This is a genomic window from Flavivirga rizhaonensis (genome assembly GCF_004791695.1).
Lineage (GTDB): Bacteria > Bacteroidota > Bacteroidia > Flavobacteriales > Flavobacteriaceae > Flavivirga > Flavivirga rizhaonensis.
The window spans coordinates 81,562-105,033 of sequence record NZ_SRSO01000010.1 but is presented as its reverse complement, the minus strand read 5'-3'; the positions used below and the strand labels follow the sequence as shown (position 1 = coordinate 105,033).

Below are 23,472 nucleotides of genomic sequence, written 5' to 3'. Positions count from 1 at the left end.
TGATATTTTTATTTCAATCTTTTCGTCAAGATTTCAGATAAACTCGAACAAAAAATATTTTCTGAATAATATATCCTCTCAATCAATATGGCTTCAATTTTCACAAAAATAGTTAATGGAGAAATTCCTTGTTATAAAGTTGCAGAAACAGACGACTTTTTAGCGTTTTTAGATGTAAACCCAAATAGTGAAGGACACACACTTTGTATTCCTAAACAAGAGGTTGATAAAATTTTTGACTTAGACGAAGCAACTTATAATGGATTAATGAGTTTTTCAAGACGCGTTGCTTTGGCTATAGAAAAAGCTATTCCTTGCGAGCGAGTAGGGATGTCTGTTATAGGTTTAGAGGTGCCACATGCACATGTACACTTAATTCCATTACATACTATGGAAGATGCTCGTTTTATTAAAAAAACAAAACTTTCAACAGAAGCATTCCAAAACTTAGCAAAAGCAATTAAAACTCAATTATAAATTAAAGGGGTATACTACTGCTAATGTTATTGCAGTGATGATTATAATGCTAGTTAAAATAATAGCAATCCACGACGCTTTCTTTAAGTAGGTTGATGCCTTTTTTGGTACAAATGCTTTTTTATGATATTCGAAAACACGCTCAATATCATCAGTCCATTTTACGGGATAAATAATCATTTTACACGTTTTACAGGTAATTTCATGACTAATTTTAGAAGTGATAGACTTATAAAATTTAGTGTCAATTATTTTCTGTTTAAAAGATAAGCGTAAGCCTTCTTTACTATAACACTCTGGGCAGTTGTTTGTTAATACAACTTCTTTTATGGTAACTAGTTTTTCAGACATAATTTGGGGCACGTTTTAAACTAATTTGTATTGTAGTTCCTTTTTCTTTTTGAGATTGTAAAACTTTTATTTTACCATCATGGAAATCTTCAATAATACGTCTGGTAAGTGATAAACCTAATCCCCAACCGCGTTTTTTTGTAGTGTATCCAGGGGTGAAAATTTTATTAAAATCTTTTTTAGAAATTCCTTTTCCCGTATCAGTAATACTAACCTTTACATTATTTTCTAATTGAGAAATTTCAACTAAAAGCTTACCTCTACCTTTCATGGCATCAATGGCATTTTTTACTAAATTTTCAATCGTCCAACTGTATAATTGTTTATTAAGTTTAACAGGGATATCTCCTTCTGGAGTTATAATTTCGAAGTCTATAAGGTTAGAAGATCTTGTTTTTAAATAATCGTAGGAGTCAATAGTTTCTTTAATAATGTCAGTTGTTTCTAAAGTAGGTAAAGATCCTATTTTACTAAAGCGTTCGGTAATGGTTTGTAATCGATCTACATCTTTTTCAATTTCTGCAATATAATCTGGATTTACATGCTCACTTTTTAAAATTTCTGTCCAGCCTATTAAAGACGATAAAGGTGTTCCTATTTGATGGGCTGTTTCTTTAGCCATACCAGACCACAATTTATTTTGGGTAGCATTCTTATTACTACTATAAAAAAAGAAAATAACAGCACCAAATAAAACAACAATAAGTAAAAGTGCTAATGGATAATATTTTAACTTGTTTAATAAAGGAGAATTTCCGTAGTAAATTGTACTTATAAGTTTACCATCAATTTTTACGTCAATTGGAGTGTTTTCTTTTTCAAAATTTGAAATTAGCTTTTTAATATATGCAGAATCCTTTGCTTTATCTTCTCTTATATTATTAAAGTCAAAACTACCATCAATATTAACTTTAATCATGGGAGTTGTTTTGTTACTTGTAATTACCTTTAAGGGCAAGTCACCTATATTACCATTAAGATTATCTGTTTTTAATAAATCAGATTGAGCAAACGACCAATTTTCCATTTTGGTGCGTTCTTCCTCTTTAAAATGTTGAAAAAACTCATAGGTTTTCCATAAAATGAGAGAAACAATAACAAAAGATGCTATTATAATAATCCAACGAAATGCGTTACCATACTTTGTAAAAATCATTGATTAATTAAATTTAACTTGTAATATAATGCAAATCTGTTAATATTATTGTTTAAGATGTTAGTAAATTGGTTTTTAGTTAAACAAGATAATAGTTACATTTGTTAAAACTAAAAGCTAATGACATCGTTTGAGCCAAAAAGCTTATCTACCAGTAAATTACATGGTTATTTGTTAAGCGCAGTAGCACCAAGACCAATAGCTTTTGCAAGCACAATGGATGCAGATGGGAATCCGAATTTATCGCCATTTAGTTTTTTTAATGTGTTTAGTGCAAATCCGCCTATTATGATATTTTCACCTGCACGACGTGTTAGAGATAATACGACAAAGCATACGTTAGAAAATGTTGAAGAAACTAAAGAAGTAGTTATTAATGTGGTGAATTATGATATGGTTCACCAAATGTCGTTAAGTAGTACGGAATACCCTGATGGGGTTAATGAGTTTGATAAATCGGGATTAACCATGTTAAAATCTGATATTGTTAAACCATTTCGTGTAGCAGAAGCACCAGTACAGTTTGAATGCAAGGTGAATGATGTTATTAAGTTAGGAACAGAAGGAGGCGCAGGAAATCTAATTATTTGCGAAGTTGTTAAACTTCATATAGATGAGGATGTGCTTGATAAAAATGGTATGATAAACCAGCAAAAATTAGATTTAGTTGCCAGAGCAGGTGGTAGTTATTATACGCGAGCTAAAAAGGGCTTTTTTGAAATCCCTAAACCGTTGTCAACATTAGGAATAGGGGTTGATAATTTTCCAGACCATGTTAAAAACAGTATGGTTTTAACTGGAAATGATTTAGGGATGTTAGCCAATATAGAAGCATTGCCTACAGATGAAAGTGTGAAGCGTTTTGTTGAAGATTTAGGAGCAAGATATTCAAATATTAAAACGGCTACACATAGGCAAAAGCATAAATTAGCACGTAATTACCTTAGTTTTGGTGATGTTGAAAGTGCTTGGAAAATATTGTTAAGTTAAATAAGTAATAAATAATAATTAATGGAAGTTCAAGGTAGAATTAAAATGGTAGGAGAAACTCAAACTTTTGGGAGTAATGGGTTTAGAAAAAGAGAAATTGTAGTAACAACAGAAGAGCAGTATCCACAACACATTATGGTGGAGTTTGTTCAAGATAAAACAGATTTGTTGAACAGTTATCAAGTAGGGCAGCAAGTAAAGATTAGTATTAATTTAAGAGGTAGAGAATGGGTAAATCCACAAGGAGAGACTAAATACTTTAATTCTATTCAAGGATGGAGAATAGAAGCTTTACAAGCTGATGCTTCAGGTGAAAATTTACCACCAGTACCACCAGCCGATGCTTTTGAGCCTGCAGGAGATTTAAAAGAAGACGATCATGATGATCTCCCTTTTTAATTAAAATGATTTATTATTCTCTTTAGTCTATACTGAGTGTAGTCGAAGTAAAGGTGGGAATCTTATAAAAACAACCTCAATGTTTATTTTAACGTTGAGGTTGTTTATTTTTATGAACTCATTTAGACTTTTTGAATTTAAGCGAAAATTAGAAGTTTTTGCCTCTGTTGAAGACTTTTTTGAGTTGCATAGCAGAGCTACGGAAGGAAAAAAAGACAAAAACAGAGCTGAAAACAGCAATTTTTTAGCAAGTTGAAAAAGTCTAAATGAGTTCTATATAAAAAAACTTTAGATGCAATACCTAACAGAAGATATTTGGTTTCCTGACCTAAGTGAAGCTACCAAAGATGGTTTACTGGCTATAGGAGGTGATTTATCTGTAGAACGGTTATTGCGTGCCTACAAATTAGGTGTTTTCCCTTGGTTTGAAGCAGAAGAACCTATTTTATGGTGGTCACCAGATCCGCGTTTTGTACTATTTCCAGAGAAACTAAAAATATCCAAAAGTATGAAACAGGTATTACGAAATAAAGATTATATAGTTACTGTTAACAAAGCTTTTAAAGAAGTGATTACAGAATGTTCTAAAATAAAACGTGATGGTCAAGCAAGTACCTGGATAACAAATAATATGATTGAAGCTTATGTGAAACTTCATGAGTTAGGTTTTGCAAAATCTGTTGAAGTTTGGAAAGATGATACTTTAGTTGGCGGACTTTATGGGGTCGATTTAGGTAATGATGTGTTTTGTGGCGAAAGCATGTTTACTAAAGAAAGTAATGCCAGTAAGGTTGGTTTTATAACGTTTATTCAAAATACTAATTATAAACTTATAGATTGTCAGGTGTATACAAACCACTTGGAAAGTTTGGGTGCCGAAGAGATCTCCAGAGATACTTTTTTAGGATATTTATAGTAACTTGTATCATAATAATTGTGGTGTCATCTTGTTTGAAGTTTGACATAATACAACTTGAGTTGCATTTGCTTTATTTTTAAGCTTTTATATCCTTAAAAGTGATGTACTAAATAATCCAAGGACTATTATATAAAAATTAAACTTGTTCATATCTAAAACAACTCACTTCATGGTCGTTTACCATGCCCGTAGCTTGCATATGGGCATAAACAACTGTGGTACCAACAAACTTGAATCCTCGCTTTTTCAAGTCTTTGCTAATAGTATCACTTAAAGGGGTGTTAGCAGGAACATCTTTTAGAGTTTTAAAAGCGTTTTTTATAGGTTTGCCATCTACAAAGCCCCAAATATACTTGCTAAAACTACCAAATTCTTCTTGAATTTTTATAAAAGCTTGTGCATTGGTAACCGTGGCATTTACTTTTAGTTTATTCCTAATAATCCCTGAGTCTAGTAGTAGCGAATCAATCTTATCTTGTTTGTAATTGGCGATCTTTTTATAATCAAAATGATCGAATGCTTTTCTGAAATTTTCACGTTTTCTTAAAACGGTAATCCAACTTAAACCAGCCTGAAATGTTTCTAAAATTAAGAATTCAAAAAGAGTTTCATCTTCATAAACAGGATTGCCCCATTCTTCATCATGGTACGCTTCATATAACTCATCTCCAACACACCAATGACATTTGTGCTTTGTTTTCATAAAAATCTCGTAAGGTTCAATACAAAAGTATGACAAATATCATCTTAATTAAAAAATCAAGATGCTAATTTTGTAGTATTCATTAAAAGAAGATTATGGACATCATTATAAAAAATAGTTTAGATAAAAGTATTTCATATCAAGATTATAGAAATTTGGTAAAGCAATTAGTTGAAAATAATTCTACTACTGGAAATGAAAAAACAGAAGCTTTAATTAGTTACACTAAGCTTAATGATCGACGTATGAAACGTTGGGATAAAACTATTAAGGTAACTAAAGAGGCTTTAAATAAAATAGAATCGTTTAAAGAACCTGTTACCTGGCTAGTAATTACAGAAAGCTGGTGTGGTGATGCTGCACACATAGTACCTGTTTTGAATAAAGTTTCCGAACTAAATGATAATATTACTTTTAAAGTGGTGCTTCGTGATGAAAACCCTGAGTTGATGGATGCTTTTTTAACCAATGGAGGTAAAGCCATTCCTAAACTAATCATGTTAGATAATAACACAGGAGATGTTTTAAGTACGTTTGGACCAAGACCTAGTGAAGCAACTAATTATGTTAATAGATTTAAAGCAATGCATGGGAAATTGACTCCAGAATTTAAAGAAGATTTACAACATTGGTATAATATTAATAAGGGGCAAAATATTATAGACGATTTAACCGATATGCTTTGCGAGTTAGAGCCTAATGTTTGCCAATAAAGAAAAATGTAATAGACCCTAATTGTGTTTTCTTGGTTGGGTCTTCACTAAAGCGAGAATCTTTAGCATACTGTAAAGCATGTTCTATTAGGCACTCGTTGTCTGAGGTTGAAGACGTATTTATATAGGCGTCTATAACATGTCCAGTTTCATTAACTGTAACATTTATAACTATTTTACCATCAACTTCGCATAAGTAAATAGGAATAGGGATATATACTTTATTTCTGTTGACTAATGAGAAACTGATGGTACTTTTTGTATTAGCACCATCTTCTTGCTGTTTTTTCAATAAATCATTGACTTTACTAAATGATGATAATTCGTCTTTGTTTACTTTAGAATCATCAGGGGCTTCATATGCTTTAGTGTAAGATTCGGTGTCTTCTGAAGTATTGCTAGATTTTGGTACATAATCTTCTGGAGGAGCAATAGGTTTAAAGGCTTCAGCAAAATGCTTGTTGCTTTTTGTTTCATTAAAAGCCTTGTTAGTTTCTGCTTTACTTGCATTTAACTTCTCTAAAGCCTCTAATATTTTAATTTCTTCTTCGGTTAATTCTTTTTCAGGCTCTATTTCATAATAGCTTTCTGAAGCAAATTTGTCTTGTTTCTTAAGACTTAAATTAAAAACAGACATGATTACCGTTCCTGAAATTAGGAACGTGATTAGTAGGGCTTTATGTTGATTTGTTAGGTGCAAATCGTTTTTGTTAGAGAGAATTATTTGCTTAATATACGGCAAAATACGCTAAAAAGTTTAAAATAACATAAATTCTAAAAAAATTGAAATGCTTGATAACCCTTCGATGGTTTTATATCCAAATTGTTTTCTGGTAAAATCTATTCCTATTAAAAATGAATTTCTGAAGTTTTGATCAAAAGTTTGAACACCAATACCAATTTTGTATACGTTACCTTTTTCAAAATTTTTATTCAAACCTAAAAGTGTTCCGTACCCAGCTCTCACAAAAATATTATCATCATCTGCGATAACATTATGTCGGAGATTTAAATAGGTTGGAAAAAAGTGAAGCCCTTGTTGTGAATGGTAATCATACTCAAAATTTAGTCCTAGAGAGGTGCGTTTATCGAATTGATAACCAATAGTGTTATTCAAGAAATATGCACTTGGATTTAAAAATGTTTCATCGTCATCATTGTTGATAGTATATTCTTTGTTGATGGTTAATGTTGCAGCCAGTGATAATTTATAAAAAAGACCATGAGATTTTTCTTTACGGATTTGAGAAAAACAAAAAAATGGTAAACATAAAAGTAAGATGTAAATTTGTTTCATAATTGAAGATTTCGTGAAACAAATTCTGTTATCAATAATTATTCCAAAGAAAGTGCTCTTATAAAAAACTCAATGGAAACAGCTTCATCTACATCAAAATTACCAATTTTAGTACGTCTTAGAGCAGATAAGTGAGCTCCTGAATTTAGTGCTTTTCCAAAATCGTTTGCCAAAGAACGAATGTAAGTGCCTTTACTACATACCACCCGAAAATCAATATTTAAACCATTTATTTTTGTGATTTCGAATTCTGAAATGGCAACAGTTCTCGGCTTTATTTCAACGGTTTCGCCTGCTCTGGCAAATTCGTATAATCGCTTTCCATCCTTTTTTAATGCTGAAAAAACAGGTGGATATTGTTGAATATCCCCTATAAATTGTTTCGTTGTATCAAGAATTGATGCTTCGGTAACATGGGTGGTAGAGAATGTTTCGTTGATTTCAGTTTCTAAATCATAAGACGGTGTTGTACTGCCTAAAACAATAGTACCTGTGTATTCTTTAACCTGACCTTGAAAAGTATCAATTTGTTTGGTCATTTTACCTGTACAAATAACCAGTAGTCCAGTCGCCAAAGGATCAAGTGTGCCAGCATGCCCGACTTTTATTTTTTTAATATCAAAAGCTTGACGGATTTCCCAACGCAATTTATTAACCACTTGAAAGGAGGTCCAGTTTAAAGGTTTGTCTATTAACAAGACCTGTCCGGAAAGATAGTTTTCTTTCGTAATCATTCTACGAATTTAATAATGAAAAAGCAATAGCAATAATACCAACAATAATACAGTAAATGGCAAAATAACTTAACTTACTTTTTTTAACCAAAGCAATCATCCATGTACAAGCAAATAATCCTGCAACAAAGGCAGCAATAAAACCAATTGATAATGACGTGAAGTTTCCACTATCATAAGTTAAATCACCACTCATAATATCTTTTGCGATTTTACCAAAAATTAGAGGAACTACCATTAAGAATGAAAAACGAGCTGCTTTTGTTTTGTCGTTTCCTAACAGAACAGAGGTCGAAATAGTAGCGCCAGAACGTGAAATGCCAGGAAGCATAGCTATAGCTTGAGAAATTCCTATAATAAAAGCGTTTTTAAAAGAAACTTTTTTATTAGTGTTTTTAGCTTTGTCTGCTAAAAAAAGTAAAATAGCCGTTATAATTAGCATGCACCCTACTAATAAAATATTACTTCCAAAAAGTTGCTCTAATTGCTCTTCAAAAAATAATCCGACAATAACCGCAGGGATCATTGATACTATAATTTTTGAAACAAATTGTAAATCTTCATTCCATTCAAATTTCAGTACCCCTTTAACAATGTCTAAAATATCTTTTCTAAAAACGACAATAGTACTTAAAGCAGTTGCAAAATGTAGAACGACTGTAAATAACAAACTTTCCTCTGGTACAGAACTGTCACCAAGAATGGCTTTTCCGAGTTCTAAATGACCACTTGATGATACAGGTAAAAATTCAGTGAGCCCTTGAATAATCCCTAAAATAATTGCATCGATAATATCCATGGCGCAAAAATATTAAAATAGACTTAGCAATAATGAATTCTTGCCAATATTTTAAACTTTAAAAGTAGAGTCACGTATTATGAGTGTTCCTTTAATTTCTATCATTTTATTAGATATAGTATCCGTAGTATTTTCTATTTCTTCAATTAAATATTTTACAGCATTCTTGCCTATGGTTTCACCGGGTTGATCAACAGTGGTAAGGTTCGGCTCAATAATTGTAGAAAATCTAGAATTACTAAAACCCACTACAGCAATCTCTTCAGGTATTTTTATGTTGAATTTTTTTAAAGTTTGTATAACACCAACCGCAGAACTATCTGTTATTGCAAAAATAGCATCTGGTTTTTTCTTTATACTAAGTAAATGGTTGGTCATTCGTTTTCCTTGTTGGGTAGAAATATCATCTACACTAATAATTATTTTTTCATCTATTTCTATGTTGTGGTCCTTTAATGCTTTTAAATAACCAGCATATCTTTTTTCTGAAGTATACGAGAACTCACGTTCTTTAATAATGGCGATCCTTTTTTTCCCAATATTTATTAAATGCTCTATGGCACTATAAGCCGCTTCTTCGTCATTTATAGTAACTTGTGTGCAAGGGATTTTATTAGATACTTTATCAAATAAAATTAAAGGACATTTATTTAATGTTTGGAGAACCGTATCAATATCTTTAGTCATTTTGGTTAATGATACTAATATACCGTCTACACCAAATTGAATCATTGTATTTAGCATTTCTGTTTGCTTTGCAGTATCATTATTAGATTCTGAAATAATAACTCTATATCCTTTTAACTTAGCTTCTTCAAGAATCCCTCTCACAATAGTTGTTGTAAAATAATGTGTGATGTTAGGAACTATAACTCCAATAATGTTTGTTTTGTGTTTTCTAAATCCTCTGGCAAAAATATTTGGGACATAGTGCATTGATTGGGCAAGATTCTTTACTCTTTTTCTGGTTGCTTCGCTTATATCTTGATGGTCGTTTAAAGCTCGTGAAACTGTAGAAGTAGATAATTCAAGTATTTGTGCTAGCTTTTTTAGTGTAATTATCTCCTTTTTCATCTTATTAGGTTATTCTATTGTTAACTAATGTATAAAGCAAACGTTCCCGCAAACGTTTGCATAAAAATATGGCAATTTTTTTAAACTTTTATTATATGTCTTCTTATAATTTTGGAATAAATTAACTAAACTATACAACATGAAGAAAATTATTTTTACATTATTATGTGCATTTAGCATTCCCGCAATATTTGCGCAAACAGATATTTCGGGTACTGTTAAAGACAAATCGGGTATGCCTATTACAGGAGCTAATATCCTTATTTTGGGTAGTGCTTCGGGAACTACATCAGATTTTGATGGAAACTTTAGTTTCACCTCAAATGCTTCAGGAGAACAGACAATACAGGTGTCTTTTATTGGGTACAGTTCAATTGAACAGTCTATAAATCTTGACGGAAGTGAAATTACTTTACAATTTATTTTAAAAGAAGGAGGAAACGAATTAGATGAAATTGTTTTAACAGCAACATCAACAACACGTTCACAAAAGGAGACACCATTATCCATAACTTCTTTTGGAGCTAAACAATTATCGAAAACAAACATTAGTAGCCAAGCAGATGTTTTAAGAAGCGTACCAGGTATTACCGCAGAAGGTGGTGGAGGAGAAGTTGCATCAAACATTTTTGTAAGAGGTTTGCCATCTGGCGGTCAGTACCAATTTAATCCTTTACAAATAGATGGAATGCCTGTGTTGAGTACATTCGGATTAAACTCTTCTGCACATGATGTTTATTTTAGAAACGACATAGGTGTTAAAAGTTTAGAGTTTGTTCGTGGGGGTTCTTCTATTTTATACGGAGTGGGTTCGGTTGCAGGTATTATTAACTATACTAGTGTAACTGGAAATGTAAAACCAAAAAGTATTATTAGAACGGAAGTCGCTTCAAATTCTAGATATAAAGCAGACTTTTTAACTAGTGGTCCTTTAGGTGATACAGATTCTAAAACTTTTTATGCGCTTTCTGGGTTTTATAGATATGATGAAGGACCTTTAAAAACAGGGTTAGCTACTGAAGGATTCCAGCTAAGAGGAAATTTAAAACATGTTACGGACAAAGGCTCAATAACATTCTCAGGACAATTTATCGATGATGCAGTTCAGTTTTTCTTGCCTTATCCTTTAGAAGGAGGCTCACGTAATCGCCCTAACGGCAATGATGGACAAGAAATATTTACATTACAAACAGCTGCAGCCTCCGATATATCGTATGCCACACCAGATGGTATTTATAGTTCTCCAATAGAAGATGGCGTCCTTACTAAAGGGGGGTATTTTTTAACCAGCTTTAAGCATAATTTTTCTGATGATTTAAAATTAGATGCCAAATTAAGATACTCTCGGTACAAACATCAATTTAATTTATTCTTAGACGGAAGTGGTGTTGGAGGAGCAAAAGTTGTTGAGACACAACAGGAATATTTAGATGCTAGAGGTCTATCTGGAGGAAGTTTCACATTGCTTAATGGGGAAGCGTTACCAGCTAATGCCTTATTATTTGAAAACAGAATTTTAGACAGAAACAGACCATTAACAGAATTAATGGCAGATTTTAAATTAACGAAAACAGCAGGACAACATAGTATCACTTTAGGAACTTTTATGTCGCGTTCTAAAGCTGGAGATTTTAATGTAATTACTAATTATTTAGGGGAGTATAATGACAGACCAGAGTTGGTAAACCTTTCGGGGTATACTGTTAATGGTGTAACTAATAGAGGAACTGCTTATACTAACAGAAATATTAACAGCAATAAAGTAGCTGTTTTTATTGCTGATGAGATAAAACTAGATAGATGGAATTTAGATTTTGGTATCCGTTATGAAAGAGCATCTGGAGATATTGAGAACGAAGGAACATCTTCTTTCAATGTCGACAATACAGGCATTACTAATTTAGATAATGTTTCATGGGGAAATGGTACTTGGACACGCGGACACGTATCTGCTGATGATTTTGCGGTAGCTATAGCTGGACTGTACAAGGTTAATGATAACCTTAGTGTTTATGGAAACTTTTCAAGAGGTTACTTTTTTCCAGAACTTAGAGGGACCAAATTCGATAATTTAGGAAACCCTAATAGTTACGATACGGAAAAAATTAATCAGGCAGAATTAGGTGTTAAATATGGTCAAAATAAATTTTCTGCAACAGCAGCACTATATGCAGTAAACTTAAAAGACAGAAGATCGGTAAGTTTTGTGAATAATGGATCTGGAGGAACCACTGAAGAGGTTGATAAACAAGATACTAAAACTTTTGGTATTGAGACTACCTGGAAATATAAATTCACTGACGAATTTAATTTCAACGGATCTTTTACATATCAAGACCATGAAATTAGTAAATCTGAAAGTAATCCAGATTTTGAAGGTAATGAATTAAGAAGACAGCCCAATATAGTAACGGCTTTCGGCTTAGATTATGATAACTCTAAATTTGACGGAAGTTTTGTTTACAACTATACGGGAAAAAAATTCTCTAACGACTCTAATTCAATTGAATTAGACGGGATAGGTTTAGCGAATTTAAATTTAGGATATACATTCCCTATTGGAGAAAATAGTGAAACACTGCGTTTCGGAATGCAAATATTTAATTTATTCAACGATTCTGGCGTAACTGAAGGTTCTCCAAGACTTAATAATAGTCAAACGGAAGAAGAATATTTTGTAGGAAGACCTGTATTGCCAACAAGGGTGTTTTTTAATGCTACATTTAATTTTTAATTTAAATTGTTTGGTTTGATTACTCATCACTTACTGCTAAGTGTAAGTGATGAGTTTTTTATGATTATAACAAATTCAAGGCTAATCGAAATAATTAAAAACAAATAATAATCTGAACTTTAAAACAAAAGATAACAGATGAAAGCTATACAAAACAAAGCGATTGAAGTTCTTAACAAGAACTGGAAAGATGGCTTTAGTGTACCTTGTGCTAACCTATATCCATTCCAATGGTTTTGGGATTCTGGTTTTATTGCCATTGGTTTTGCGCATTTTGATATGCCTAAATCCGAAAAAGAAATAGAAACTTTATTAGATTCTCAATGGGGTAATGGATTTATTCCGCATATCATTTTTCATACAGAAAGCGATACCTATTTTCCGGGATCAGATTTTCATCGTTCAGATTTACATGTACAAGCCTCTAGAGAATATAGGTCAACGGGCATGACACAACCACCAGTAACAGGTTTTGTTTTGCAAGAAATGTACAGGATAAGTAAGGATAAAAAAGCGACACTAAAATTCATTGAGGGCGTCATTGATAAAGTTTACGATAACCATAATTATTTTTATACTAATAGAGACCCTCAAAATGAAGGACTCATTTACATCTATCATAACTGGGAATCGGGTACCGATAATTCCCCTATTTGGGATGATATTTGGGCTACCATGAATCCGCCAGAATATACATTCGAGCGTAGAGATACTACCCATGTTGATGCTTCAGAAAGACCATCAAAAAGAGAATATGACCATTATCTGCATATCATTGATATTGCTAAAGAACACAATTATAAAGATGAAAAAATAGCAGAATTGTCACCGTTTTTGGTGCAAGACCCACTATTTAATACCATGCTCATCAAGTCAAACGAGAGTTTAATAGACTTGTATCAGCTTATCGGTGACAATCAAGATAAAATAGCACAACTTGAAAAATGGCAAAATCAAGCTATTGAAAGTTTCAATAATAAGCTATTTGACAAAGAGCTAGGAGCCTACATTCATTACGATTTAAGAAACGAAAAACCTTTAAGATTTGTATCCTCATCTTCTTTTTCTCCAATATATGCTAATATTCCTAGTAAGGAAAAAGCAGCCATATTAGTAAAAACAATGATGGATAAATTCGGAAATGACCATCAATATTTATGTGCCTCTTTCGACCCAACTAGCGAACGTTTCAATCCCAAAAAATATTGGAGAGGACCAGTTTGGGTTAATCTTAATTGGATTCTTTATAAAGGGTTAATCCAGTATGGATATAATGATATTGCTAAACGTGTAAAAGAAGATACCATAGAAATTATTGAGAAAAATGGGTTTTATGAATACTTCGATTCTAGAAAAGAAGAGCATGTTGATGGAAAAGCAGGTTATGGAGGAAAAGATTTTTCTTGGAGTGCTGCTTTGTTGATAGATATGCTAAATAATTAGTTTATCCCGCAAGGTTTTGATAACCTTGTAGGTATTCTAATAAGAACATTTAAACCTACATAGGTTTTTGAAACCTTGCAGGAGTAGTAAAAAATTATTAAGTACTAAAATAAAAATGTATGTTAGATTTCGATTATTCAAAAGCATATATTCTAGAGGATAATCGGGTTAAATTAAGCCCTTTAAAAATGGAACATGTTGAAAGTTTGCTTGATATTTCAAACGAATCAAATGTTTGGACATACTTTCTTGAAAAAGGAAACGGACTTGAAAATTTAACCAACTATATACAATCAGCCATTGATAACCGAAAACTAAAAAAGGAATATCCGTTTGTTATTTTCGATAAAATAAAAAATGAGTTTGTTGGAACAACAAGGTTTTATGACTACATAACAGACTTGAAATCAATAAAATTAGGACATACCTGGATTGGGGAAAACTTTAGAGGTACAGGATTAAATAAGCATTGCAAATATGTGTTGTTTCAGTTTGCCTTTGAAAAATTAGAAGTAGAACGCATAGGTTTTGGTGCACATATAGAAAACAAAACAAGTATTGCGGCTATGAAAAGTATAGGCTGTAAAGAAGAAGGCCTATTACGAAATTTTATTCCATCACTAGATGGAAAGGGAAGAACCGATATCATTCTATTAAGTATTTTAAAAAATGAATGGTTTGAAAAAGTGAAGACAGATTTGAAAACAAAAGTCAAGACGAGTTCATTAAAATTCTTAAAAAAATAAAATAATGAAACATGTTTTTTTTGAAAGCTTAGAGAATTTAGATATTAAGAATGATGATATAGTATTGGTTCATTCTTCTTATAAATCATTAGGACAAATGCCCTTTAGAGCCAATGATTTTCTGAATTTTTTCATTGAATATCTTTACAGAGGAACTTTGATTTTTCCAGGGTTATCACATAAACATGTAAATGCTTTAAACCCGTGTTTTGATAATAGAAAAACAAAATCATGTGTTGGGTTTTTACCAGAACTATTTAGGCAAAGTTTTAGGGTTAATCGAAGTATGCATCCAACACATTCAGTATGTGCCATAGGTAAAGAAGCCATGTCTATTACAGAATCACATGGTCTAGATAATACACCTTGTGGACCAAACTCTCCATTTGCGCTTTTACCAAAATATAATGGTAAAATTTTAATGTTAGGTTGCGGTTTAAAACCAAATACGTCTATGCACGCTATAGAAGAAACTATAGAGCCACCTTACTTATTTGGAGAAACAGTTAATTATACACTAATTAATAAAGAAGGTAATTGTTACAATAAAGATTATACGACGCATAATTTTGATGGCTTTGTACAACGCTATGATAGAATTATTGATTCTAATACAGACAATTGGATTAAAAAAGGAAAAATTTTCAAAGCAGAATGCTCAATATTAACTGCCAAGAAACTTTGGAATGAAGCATCAAAAATGCTGAAGTTAGATTCACACTACTTTGTAGAAAAAACAGAAAATTTAAACTAACACCAAAACTTAAAATCATGAATTGGCTAGACTATAGTATCGTCATATTTTATATTATATTTTTCTTAGGAATGGGGTTCTTTTTTAAGGATAACAAAGACTCTAAAGATTATTTTTTAGGAGGAAAAAGCATGGGATGGTTTCCTTTAAGTCTCTCTACTATGGCAACCCAATTGTCTGCTATAAGTTTTATATCGGCTCCTGCATTTGTAGGGCTAAAATTAGGAGGCGGCATGAAATGGTTAACCTTTGAGTTTGCCGTTCCGTTGGCTATGATTTTTATAATGGTTGTTATTATTCCACCCTTATTTCGGTCTGGAGTAGTCAGTATTTATGAATTTGTAGAAAAACGTTTTAGCCCATCAACCAGATTAGTATTAAGTATTGTTTTTCAAATTAGTCGCGCCTTAGCAACAGGGGTCATGGTATATACTATTGCCATTATTTTACAAGCCGTTTTAGATATAGATTTTGGTTACACCATTTTAATTATAAGTATAATAACCATTGTGTACTCATGGCAAGGCGGTATGAAAGCTGTTGTATGGGGAGACGCTATTCAAATGATAATACTTTTTGCAGGACTTCTTATTTGTCTTTATTTTGGATGGAATCTTTTGCAAGACCATGGCGGTTTATCTCAAGGATTTGACCCCGAAAGATTAAAAGTCATTGACTTTAATTTAGGTATTGGAGAAGGGAACGAATACGGTATTTTACCAATGATAATTGGAGGTTTCTTTTTATATGCCTCTTATTATGGATGCGACCAAACACAGGCACAACGATTATTATCTGCTAAAAGTGAAAAAACCATTCGCCAACTTTTATTAGCAAATGGTCTTCTGCGTTTCCCAGTAGTTTTAATCTATTGTGCCATGGGACTTGTTATTGGTGGATTAGTCACATTAGCTCCAGATTTTCTTCAAGAGATTACAGACACAACTCAGAAATATTTCCCGGAAGAGTTTGCAAAAAATGGAATAAAACCAGATTTGATGCTTCCTGTTTTTATCATGAAATATTTGCCACATGGACTCATTGGAATTTTAATGGTAGGCATACTATCCGCAGCAATGTCTTCTTTAAGCTCAACGGTAAACTCACTTTCGGCAGTAACAGTGGAAGATTTCTTTAATCGAGGCAAAGTAAAACTAACAGATAAAAAATACATGTTTATTTCAAAAGGATCGGTGGTTTTCTGGGGAATAGTTTGTATTGCAAGTGCCTTTCTTTTTGGGGGCAGTAAAAGTGCTGTTATAGAAATTATTAACGCTATAGGCTCCGTATTTTATGGTCCTGTATTGGTTACTTTTATTTTAGCGTTCTTTTCTAAAAAAGTGAATCATATTGGTATGAATGCAGGAATTATTATCGCAGTGCTTATTAATCTTACTTTTTCTAAGACGATACAGGAGTTGTTTCATGTAGATTTAGGAATTCATATTTTTTGGATATGGCTTAATTTTACAGGCGTTATCATTTCTTTAGTTGTGGCTTATGTTGTTAGTGCATTTACCAGGAATGTGAAAGTCAAAAGTATTTCAAATTTCAATGTAGCCATTAAGAAAGAAGATTTCATGATAAAAGAAGTTTATATTTTGGTGACTTTCTTTATAGCTATTTTAGTGTTTAGTTATTTTGTACCTGTTATTTTTGGATAAAGTTTTAAGTTTTGTATCATGAAAATTGTTCTAGCACCAGATAAATTTAAAGGCTCTTTAACAGGGACTGAGTTTTGTAATGCGGTTGAAGAAGGTGTTAAAAACATATTGCCCAATGCCAAAATCGTTAAATTACCACTTGCTGATGGTGGCGATGGCACTATAGAAATATTAGAATATCATTTACAAGGAAAACGTGTAAAGGTTATTGTAAATGATCCGTTGTTCAGACCCATTGAAGCCTCCTATTTATATATGGATACTGTAGAAACAGCGTTTATTGAAATGGCTGAAGCCTCGGGAATGGCACTTTTAAAAGCTGAAGACAGAAACTGTTTTTACACAACGTCGCTTGGTACAGGTGATATGATTCTAGATGCCATAAACAAAGGGGCAAAAACCATTATTTTAGGTATTGGCGGAAGTGCCACAAACGATTGTGGGATAGGAATGGCAATGGCTTTAGGTTATAAATTTGAAGATGAAAATGGGATTGAGTTAAGCCCAATAGGAAAAAATTTATCGCAAATTAAAAGCATCAATGCAACTCATGTTATTCCAGAATTAAAATCGGTTACTTTTAAAGTAGCTTGCGATGTTACTAATCCATTATTTGGAGAATATGGAGCAGCTTATGTTTACGGTCCTCAAAAGGGAGCTTCAAAAAAAGAAATTAAGTTTCTAGACGAAGGGTTACAACATATTTCTAAGCTGTTTTTAGAAGTTTTTAATTTAGAGGTTCAACATATAAAAGGCGCAGGAGCAGCAGGAGGCATGGGAGCTGGAACTATGGTTTTTCTAAATGCAACATTGCAATCAGGAATTGATTTGGTAAAAGATTTAATTGATTTTGATGAAAAAATTAAAAATACCGATTGGATTATTACTGGGGAAGGTAAGCTGGACTCTCAAACCCTTTCAGGAAAAACGATTCAGGGTGTTATTACTTCAGCAGAAAAACATAATATTTCAGTAGCCGCTTTATGTGGAAGTGTCTCGCTTTCTAAAGAAGAAGCTAAAAATTTTGGTCTTTCTTATACTGATGCCGTAATTGGAAAAGCTAAAGATCTTAATGATGCAATGAATAATTCTTATAAATACCTTGTGGTTATTTCAAGTAAGTTGGCTCAAAAAATAAAGAAACATAGTTTTTAATTTGTGTAATTTCAATTACAAGATCCAAAGTGTTATCCTGCAAGGTTTTAAAGAATCTTGTAGGTTTAAAACTCAAATAAAAACACCTAGGGATTATATAGAAAATTAAAAATCAGTATATTATTAATCGAAGGCAGGTTATTACAATCATTCGTGAAAACTAGCGCAATTCGTGTCAAAAATTTATGGAAACTTAAAGAGTCCTCTTTCAGCTAATTATGAGACTAAAAGATAGTTATTTCTTATCAGGATTCAATAAAATAGCATAAATTTCAATGCCGAACCCAATCAGAATAATAGCAGGCGCAAGCCTTATACGTCTCCAATGAAAGATTTCAGGATTAAAAACATTAGGGTCGTCACTACCGCCACCAGACATTAAAATAAAACCTAAAGCAATACAAGCTAAACCAATAAACATAAATTTATAGTTTTTCTTTCCAAAAACAAATATACTCTTAGCGGCTTCTTTTCGTTTTTTTTCTCCCATAACTAGTTAAATTCAGTATAAATAATATCTCTTTCAATGGTTATTTGTAATAACATGTTTAGAGTTTGCAAAGCTACTAGTAACTATTGCTAAATGCAAAGTAACTGTTTTATTTAAAACTTTTACGTTAAGAGAATCTAAATTTAATTGACTGTTACTCTATTAATACAGTTGATCCGTTTTCAGATTCAAGAAACGTTGTGTTGCAAAATGTGTACTTATCCAAGTAATAACAATACCTAGAGCAAAAATAAAAACAAATAAAAGCGTCATTAAAAAAGGATTGCTTAATAACTCTAATTCTAAAAAGGTTTTATTAAGATAATATAAAACAATGGCCATGCCTATGAGCGCCAAAACTGCTCCAATCATTCCCAAACGAACACTCTTCCAAATAAAAGGAAGTCTAATAAATTGCTTTGTAGCACCAACCATTTGCATGGTTTTTATTGTAAAACGCTTAGAATAAACAGCTAATCTTATAGAGCTATTAATAAGCAAAACAGCAATTAAAGTGAAAATAGCACTTATAATAAGTACCCAAAAACTAATCTTTTTCACGTTGTCGTTCATTAAATTAACCAAGTCATTGTCATAGTTAACCTCATCAACAAAGTTTTTGTTTAACGCATCAGCAGAAATTTTTTCTAAATGTTCAGAAGTTACAAAATCGGCTTTCAAATGCACATCAATTGAATTTTGTAATGGGTTATAACCCACAAAGTCCATGAAATCTTCACCATTTTCAGCTTTCATAAATTCGGCAGCCTGATCTTTAGAAACATATTCGGTAGATTTTACATAATCTGCCATAGCCAAACTTTTTTCAAGTTGTTTCGTTTCCACCTCTTTAGCAGAATCTTTTAAATAGATGGTTACAACTACCTGTTCTTTAAAATGATCAGATACTTTTTTGGCATTTAGAATAAGCATTCCTAATAAGCCCAATAAAAACAACACTAAAGCAATACTTAATACCACAGAGAAATAAGAGGAGATAAGTCTGCGTTTTTGGTGTTTTTCAAATGATGAACTCATAAAATGATGGATTAATGTCGTAAAAATAATAAAGTCTATGAAAAGAAACTTCAAAAGATTTAAGTCTTTTGATTTCAAGTAAAAAATACCTTTGTTATCAATATAAGAATCTTACTTAAATGAAATTTGAATTACAATCTACATGTTAGTCTTTTTTCAAATACATAAATACAACGTTTAAACTTTCAATAGTGTTGTAATAAGTTTAAATTTGCGCTTTCAAATTCGTCATTCCGAACGAAGTGTGGAAATCTGATTAATTTTAGTTTCGATTTAAAAGATCGCACAGTTGTATCTCTTTCGTAATGACGTTAATTTTTTAAAAGGATAATGAAATACAATTTCAACGAGATAGAAGCCAAATGGCAAAAGTATTGGGCAGAGAACCAAACATTTAAAGCTGTTAATAATAGTGAAAAACCAAAATATTATGTTTTGGATATGTTTCCTTATCCAAGTGGGGCAGGTTTGCACGTAGGGCATCCATTAGGGTATATCGCCTCGGATATTTATGCGCGTTATAAACGTCATAAAGGGTTTAATGTATTACATCCACAAGGATATGATAGTTTTGGACTACCAGCTGAACAATATGCTATTCAAACCGGGCAACATCCAGCAATAACAACTGCTGAAAATATAAAAACATACCGTAGACAGTTAGACCAAATAGGTTTTTCGTTTGATTGGTCTCGCGAGGTTAGAACGTCAGACTCGAGTTATTACAAATGGACACAATGGATTTTTATTCAATTATTTGAATCCTGGTATAATAATACGACTAACAAAGCTGAAGATATTTCAAACTTAATAGCCATTTTTGAAACGGAAGGTAACACAAATGTGAATGCCGTTTGTGATGATGATGTTGAAACATTTTCTGCAGATGAATGGCATGGATTTTCATCTAAGGAACAACAAAAAATACTATTACAATATAGATTAACATATTTAGCTGAAACAGAAGTAAACTGGTGTCCTGCATTAGGAACTGTTTTGGCAAATGATGAAATTGTAAATGGCGTTTCAGAACGCGGCGGACATCCCGTTATTCGTAAAAAAATGACGCAGTGGAGTATGCGTATTTCTGCCTATGCAGAACGTTTACTTCAAGGGTTGGATACGATTGATTGGACAGATTCTTTAAAAGAAAGCCAACGTAATTGGATAGGAAAATCTGTTGGAGCGTCAGTTTCGTTCCCCATCCTATCCTTCCCCATAGGGGAAGAGAAAGCAGGAACTAAAACTCCTGGGTATATGACTGGTGGGAATAATTCGCATCTATTGATTGAAAGAGCTAAAGACATGCGTGCTAATCCAACTCAGGCAGAAGCAGCATTGTGGGAACAGCTTAGAAATAAAAATTTAGACGCAAAATTTAGACAACAACATTTAATAGGCGACTATATTGTTGATTTTGTTTGTTTAGATAAAAAGTTGATTATTGAAGTTGACGGAAAAATCCATGAATCTCAAATAGAAGAAGATGCTAAACGAACTGAAGTTTTAGAAAATGATTACTTCAAAGTTATTCGATTTACAAACGAAGAAGTTTTGAGCAATCTTGAAAGTGTTCTAAAAACTATTCGAGAAGAATTAAGTCAAAGAGAATCAATCAAGAGTGAGCAAGTTCCCCCTTCGGGGTCTAGGGAGATTGAAGTCTTCACAACAAGACCCGATACCATTTTCGGAGTAAGTTTTATGACTTTAGCACCAGAACACGAACTGGTATCACAAATAACAACCCCAGAGCAAAAGGAAACCGTTGATGCTTATATTTTAGCAACTGCAAAGCGTAGTGAGCGTGATAGAATGGCGGATGTTAAAACCATTTCGGGAGCATTTACAGGAGCTTATGCAGAACATCCATTCACAAAAGAACCTATCCCTATTTGGATTGGTGATTACGTATTAGCAGGTTATGGTACAGGAGCAGTAATGTCGGTGCCATGTGGCGATCAACGTGATTACGATTTTGCAAAGCATTTTAATATTCCGATTCCAAATATTTTTGAAGGCGCCGATATTTCTGAGGAAGCGTTTGCTGATAAAGAAAAGACGATCATAGCCAATAGTGATTTCATTAACGGAATGAACTACAAAAAAGCAACCAAGCGTGTTATTTTTGAATTGGAACAATTAGGACAAGGTCAAGGGAAAACCAATTACAGATTGCGTGATGCCGTATTTAGCAGACAACGTTATTGGGGTGAACCATTCCCTGTGTATTATGTGAATGGAATGCCGCAAATGATTGCTAAAGAGCATTTACCAATTAAATTACCAGAAGTTGAAAAATATTTACCAACCGAAACAGGCGAGCCACCATTAGGAAACGCTAAAAAATGGTATTGGTTACAATATGGTGATAAAGCAGACATCGTATCCAAAGAAGAGTTTGAGAATTCCTCCCCTTCGGGGAGGTTAGGAGGGGCTTTAGAGTTAAACACCATGCCGGGGTGGGCAGGAAGTTCCTTTTATTTTAACAGATATATGGATCCTACAAATGATAGTGAAATGGCTTCTAAAGAAGCGTTGGATTATTGGCAGGATGTCGATTTATATATAGGAGGCAGTGAACACGCTACAGGACATTTATTATATTCTCGTTTTTGGCAAAAATTCTTGTTTGATAAAGGCGTTGTACCTGTTGATGAGTATGCTAAAAAGCTGATTAATCAAGGGATGATTTTGGGGACTAGTGCTTTTGTTTATGAAGTTAGTGCCTATTATACTATTGAAAATGAGAAATTTCACGTAAAGCTTAAAAACCCCATTTTTGTAAGTGAAAATATTTATTTGAAATCTACAGAAAGTAGAAAAAAGGATGTTTTTACACCTGAAGCTTTTAAATTTTCTGAAGTGGATTACAAAATCCTGGAATTAATCATAAAGTATGGGGGAAATAAATTTAAAGAAGAACCAGAATTTCATTTAAATCCAATTCATTCTGATGTTTCATTTGTTAATGCTTCAAATGAATTAGATATAAATGCTTTTAGAAATTGGAGAGAAGAGTACAAAGATGCCATTTTTATAGGAGAGATTGGTAAAGTCATCCCCTTCGGGGAGGATTTAGGTGGGGATAATGTTTACAAAGTAGGTCGCGAAGTTGAAAAAATGTCCAAATCAAAATACAATGTAGTCAATCCAGATAATATCTGTGAGCAATATGGAGCAGACAGCTTACGTTTATACGAAATGTTCTTAGGACCATTGGAGCAATATAAACCTTGGAATACAGCAGGGATTACTGGAGTGCATTCATTCTTGAAAAAACTATGGAAACTATACCATCAAGGAGAAAACGGAACTTTTTACGTAACCAGTTCCCCTCCTTCGGAGGGGCTAGGGGAGGATAAAGAGTTAGGGGAGGCCCTCAAAACCCTCCACAAAACCATAAAAAAAGTAGAGGAAGATATTGAGAATTTCTCATTTAATACATCAGTATCTACTTTTATGATAGCAGTTAATGAGTTAACGTCTCAAAAATGCACAAGCAGAGAGGTACTTGAGCCATTATTAGTTTTAATTTCTCCTTATGCGCCACATATTGCAGAAGAATTATGGAGCAAGCTAGGGCATAATGAATCTATTTCAACGGCATGCTTTCCAAAATTTGATGGTAGTCATTTAGTAGAGAGCAGCAAAAACTATCCAATTTCATTTAATGGGAAAATGCGTTTTACACTAGAGTTGCCATTAGATATGAGTAAAGACGATATAGAAAAGACAGTTCTAGAACACGAAAAAACGAAAGAACAATTACAAGGGCGTCAACCTAAAAAAGTGATTGTCGTTCCAGGAAAAATAGTCAATATTGTTGGGTAATGTGA

Annotated in this window: 22 protein-coding genes; 12 read left to right on the top strand and 10 right to left on the bottom strand. The window is 32.6% G+C overall.

Features of this window, described 5'->3' with window-relative positions; all coding sequences use genetic code 11:
• The first annotated feature begins 87 nt into the window (after nucleotides 1-87).
• On the top strand, nucleotides 88-477 hold the full coding sequence (locus EM932_RS09225; RefSeq protein WP_135876896.1) for an HIT family protein: 390 nt from the start codon (nucleotides 88-90) through the stop codon (nucleotides 475-477).
• Here the strand turns inward: EM932_RS09225 and EM932_RS09220 are convergent.
• Complete coding sequence (locus EM932_RS09220) at nucleotides 472-828, bottom strand: hypothetical protein (RefSeq protein ID WP_135876895.1); 357 nt, start codon at nucleotides 826-828, stop codon at nucleotides 472-474. The genes EM932_RS09225 and EM932_RS09220 overlap by 6 nt on opposite strands.
• Complete coding sequence (locus EM932_RS09215) at nucleotides 821-1,984, bottom strand: sensor histidine kinase (RefSeq protein ID WP_135876894.1); 1,164 nt, start codon at nucleotides 1,982-1,984, stop codon at nucleotides 821-823. The genes EM932_RS09220 and EM932_RS09215 overlap by 8 nt, the downstream gene beginning before the upstream one ends.
• A gap of 120 nt (nucleotides 1,985-2,104) precedes the next feature.
• On the opposite strand from EM932_RS09215, the gene EM932_RS09210 reads away from it, so the two are divergent.
• The 3 genes from EM932_RS09210 (at nucleotide 2,105) to aat (ending at nucleotide 4,289) form a co-directional block, all read left to right on the top strand.
• Nucleotides 2,105-2,974, top strand: a complete 870-nt coding sequence (locus EM932_RS09210; RefSeq protein WP_135876893.1) for a flavin reductase family protein — start codon at nucleotides 2,105-2,107, stop codon at nucleotides 2,972-2,974.
• A gap of 21 nt (nucleotides 2,975-2,995) precedes the next feature.
• A complete protein-coding gene (locus EM932_RS09205) occupies nucleotides 2,996-3,373 on the top strand; it encodes a DUF3127 domain-containing protein (protein ID WP_135876892.1) in 378 nt (125 codons plus the stop codon).
• 292 nt (nucleotides 3,374-3,665) lie between these two features.
• Entirely contained in the window at nucleotides 3,666-4,289 is a 624-nt protein-coding gene (gene aat / locus EM932_RS09200; RefSeq protein WP_135876891.1) for a leucyl/phenylalanyl-tRNA--protein transferase, read from the top strand.
• A 139-nt stretch (nucleotides 4,290-4,428) separates the two neighbouring features.
• Here aat and EM932_RS09195 read toward each other — a convergent pair whose 3' ends face one another.
• Nucleotides 4,429-4,995 carry a DNA-3-methyladenine glycosylase I gene (locus EM932_RS09195; RefSeq protein WP_135876890.1) on the bottom strand — a complete coding sequence of 189 codons (567 nt, stop codon included), beginning with the start codon at nucleotides 4,993-4,995 and terminating at the stop codon, nucleotides 4,429-4,431.
• Nucleotides 4,996-5,090: 95 nt separating this feature from the next.
• Here EM932_RS09195 and EM932_RS09190 point away from each other — a divergent pair, with 95 nt between their 5' ends.
• On the top strand, nucleotides 5,091-5,708 hold the full coding sequence (locus tag EM932_RS09190; RefSeq protein WP_135876889.1) for a thioredoxin family protein: 618 nt from the start codon (nucleotides 5,091-5,093) through the stop codon (nucleotides 5,706-5,708).
• On the opposite strand, the gene EM932_RS09185 is transcribed toward EM932_RS09190, so the two are convergent.
• The 5 genes from EM932_RS09185 to EM932_RS09165 all read right to left on the bottom strand — a co-directional run bounded on the left by EM932_RS09185 (nucleotide 5,692) and on the right by EM932_RS09165 (nucleotide 9,612).
• Entirely contained in the window at nucleotides 5,692-6,345 is a 654-nt protein-coding gene (locus tag EM932_RS09185; RefSeq protein ID WP_246040988.1) for a hypothetical protein, read from the bottom strand. The genes EM932_RS09190 and EM932_RS09185 overlap by 17 nt on opposite strands.
• A gap of 120 nt (nucleotides 6,346-6,465) precedes the next feature.
• On the bottom strand, nucleotides 6,466-7,005 hold the full coding sequence (locus EM932_RS09180; protein ID WP_135876888.1) for a hypothetical protein: 540 nt from the start codon (nucleotides 7,003-7,005) through the stop codon (nucleotides 6,466-6,468).
• A gap of 38 nt (nucleotides 7,006-7,043) precedes the next feature.
• Nucleotides 7,044-7,739 carry a tRNA pseudouridine(55) synthase TruB gene (gene truB, locus EM932_RS09175; RefSeq protein ID WP_211344274.1) on the bottom strand — a complete coding sequence of 232 codons (696 nt, stop codon included), beginning with the start codon at nucleotides 7,737-7,739 and terminating at the stop codon, nucleotides 7,044-7,046.
• A gap of 1 nt (nucleotide 7,740) precedes the next feature.
• Nucleotides 7,741-8,538: an undecaprenyl-diphosphatase UppP gene (uppP, locus tag EM932_RS09170; RefSeq protein WP_135876887.1), complete on the bottom strand. Its 798-nt coding sequence runs from the start codon at nucleotides 8,536-8,538 to the stop codon at nucleotides 7,741-7,743.
• Nucleotides 8,539-8,589: 51 nt separating this feature from the next.
• Nucleotides 8,590-9,612 carry a LacI family DNA-binding transcriptional regulator gene (locus EM932_RS09165; RefSeq protein ID WP_135876886.1) on the bottom strand — a complete coding sequence of 341 codons (1,023 nt, stop codon included), beginning with the start codon at nucleotides 9,610-9,612 and terminating at the stop codon, nucleotides 8,590-8,592.
• 139 nt (nucleotides 9,613-9,751) lie between these two features.
• Here EM932_RS09165 and EM932_RS09160 point away from each other — a divergent pair, with 139 nt between their 5' ends.
• The 6 genes from EM932_RS09160 (at nucleotide 9,752) to EM932_RS09135 (ending at nucleotide 18,108) form a co-directional block, all read left to right on the top strand.
• A complete protein-coding gene (locus EM932_RS09160) occupies nucleotides 9,752-12,346 on the top strand; it encodes a TonB-dependent receptor (RefSeq protein WP_135876885.1) in 2,595 nt (864 codons plus the stop codon).
• A 138-nt stretch (nucleotides 12,347-12,484) separates the two neighbouring features.
• On the top strand, nucleotides 12,485-13,789 hold the full coding sequence (locus EM932_RS09155; RefSeq protein ID WP_135876884.1) for an MGH1-like glycoside hydrolase domain-containing protein: 1,305 nt from the start codon (nucleotides 12,485-12,487) through the stop codon (nucleotides 13,787-13,789).
• 119 nt (nucleotides 13,790-13,908) lie between these two features.
• Complete coding sequence (locus EM932_RS09150) at nucleotides 13,909-14,535, top strand: GNAT family N-acetyltransferase (protein WP_135876883.1); 627 nt, start codon at nucleotides 13,909-13,911, stop codon at nucleotides 14,533-14,535.
• Nucleotides 14,536-14,539: 4 nt separating this feature from the next.
• Nucleotides 14,540-15,289: an AAC(3) family N-acetyltransferase gene (locus tag EM932_RS09145; RefSeq protein WP_135876882.1), complete on the top strand. Its 750-nt coding sequence runs from the start codon at nucleotides 14,540-14,542 to the stop codon at nucleotides 15,287-15,289.
• Nucleotides 15,290-15,306: 17 nt separating this feature from the next.
• Complete coding sequence (locus EM932_RS09140; protein ID WP_135876881.1) at nucleotides 15,307-16,953, top strand: sodium:solute symporter family transporter; 1,647 nt, start codon at nucleotides 15,307-15,309, stop codon at nucleotides 16,951-16,953.
• 18 nt (nucleotides 16,954-16,971) lie between these two features.
• A complete protein-coding gene (locus EM932_RS09135; RefSeq protein WP_135876880.1) occupies nucleotides 16,972-18,108 on the top strand; it encodes a glycerate kinase in 1,137 nt (378 codons plus the stop codon).
• Between the two features lie 235 nt (nucleotides 18,109-18,343).
• Here the strand turns inward: EM932_RS09135 and EM932_RS09130 are convergent, their stop codons facing one another.
• The gene (locus tag EM932_RS09130) at nucleotides 18,344-18,598 is read right to left on the bottom strand and encodes a DUF3098 domain-containing protein (protein WP_135876879.1); all 255 of its coding nucleotides are present in this window, start codon (nucleotides 18,596-18,598) and stop codon (nucleotides 18,344-18,346) included.
• Between the two features lie 162 nt (nucleotides 18,599-18,760).
• A complete protein-coding gene (locus EM932_RS09125) occupies nucleotides 18,761-19,636 on the bottom strand; it encodes a cell division protein FtsX (RefSeq protein ID WP_135876878.1) in 876 nt (291 codons plus the stop codon).
• A 330-nt stretch (nucleotides 19,637-19,966) separates the two neighbouring features.
• Between EM932_RS09125 and EM932_RS09120 the strand changes: the two genes are divergently transcribed.
• A complete protein-coding gene (locus tag EM932_RS09120; protein WP_135876877.1) occupies nucleotides 19,967-23,467 on the top strand; it encodes a leucine--tRNA ligase in 3,501 nt (1,166 codons plus the stop codon).
• The last annotated feature ends 5 nt before the right edge of the window (nucleotides 23,468-23,472 follow it).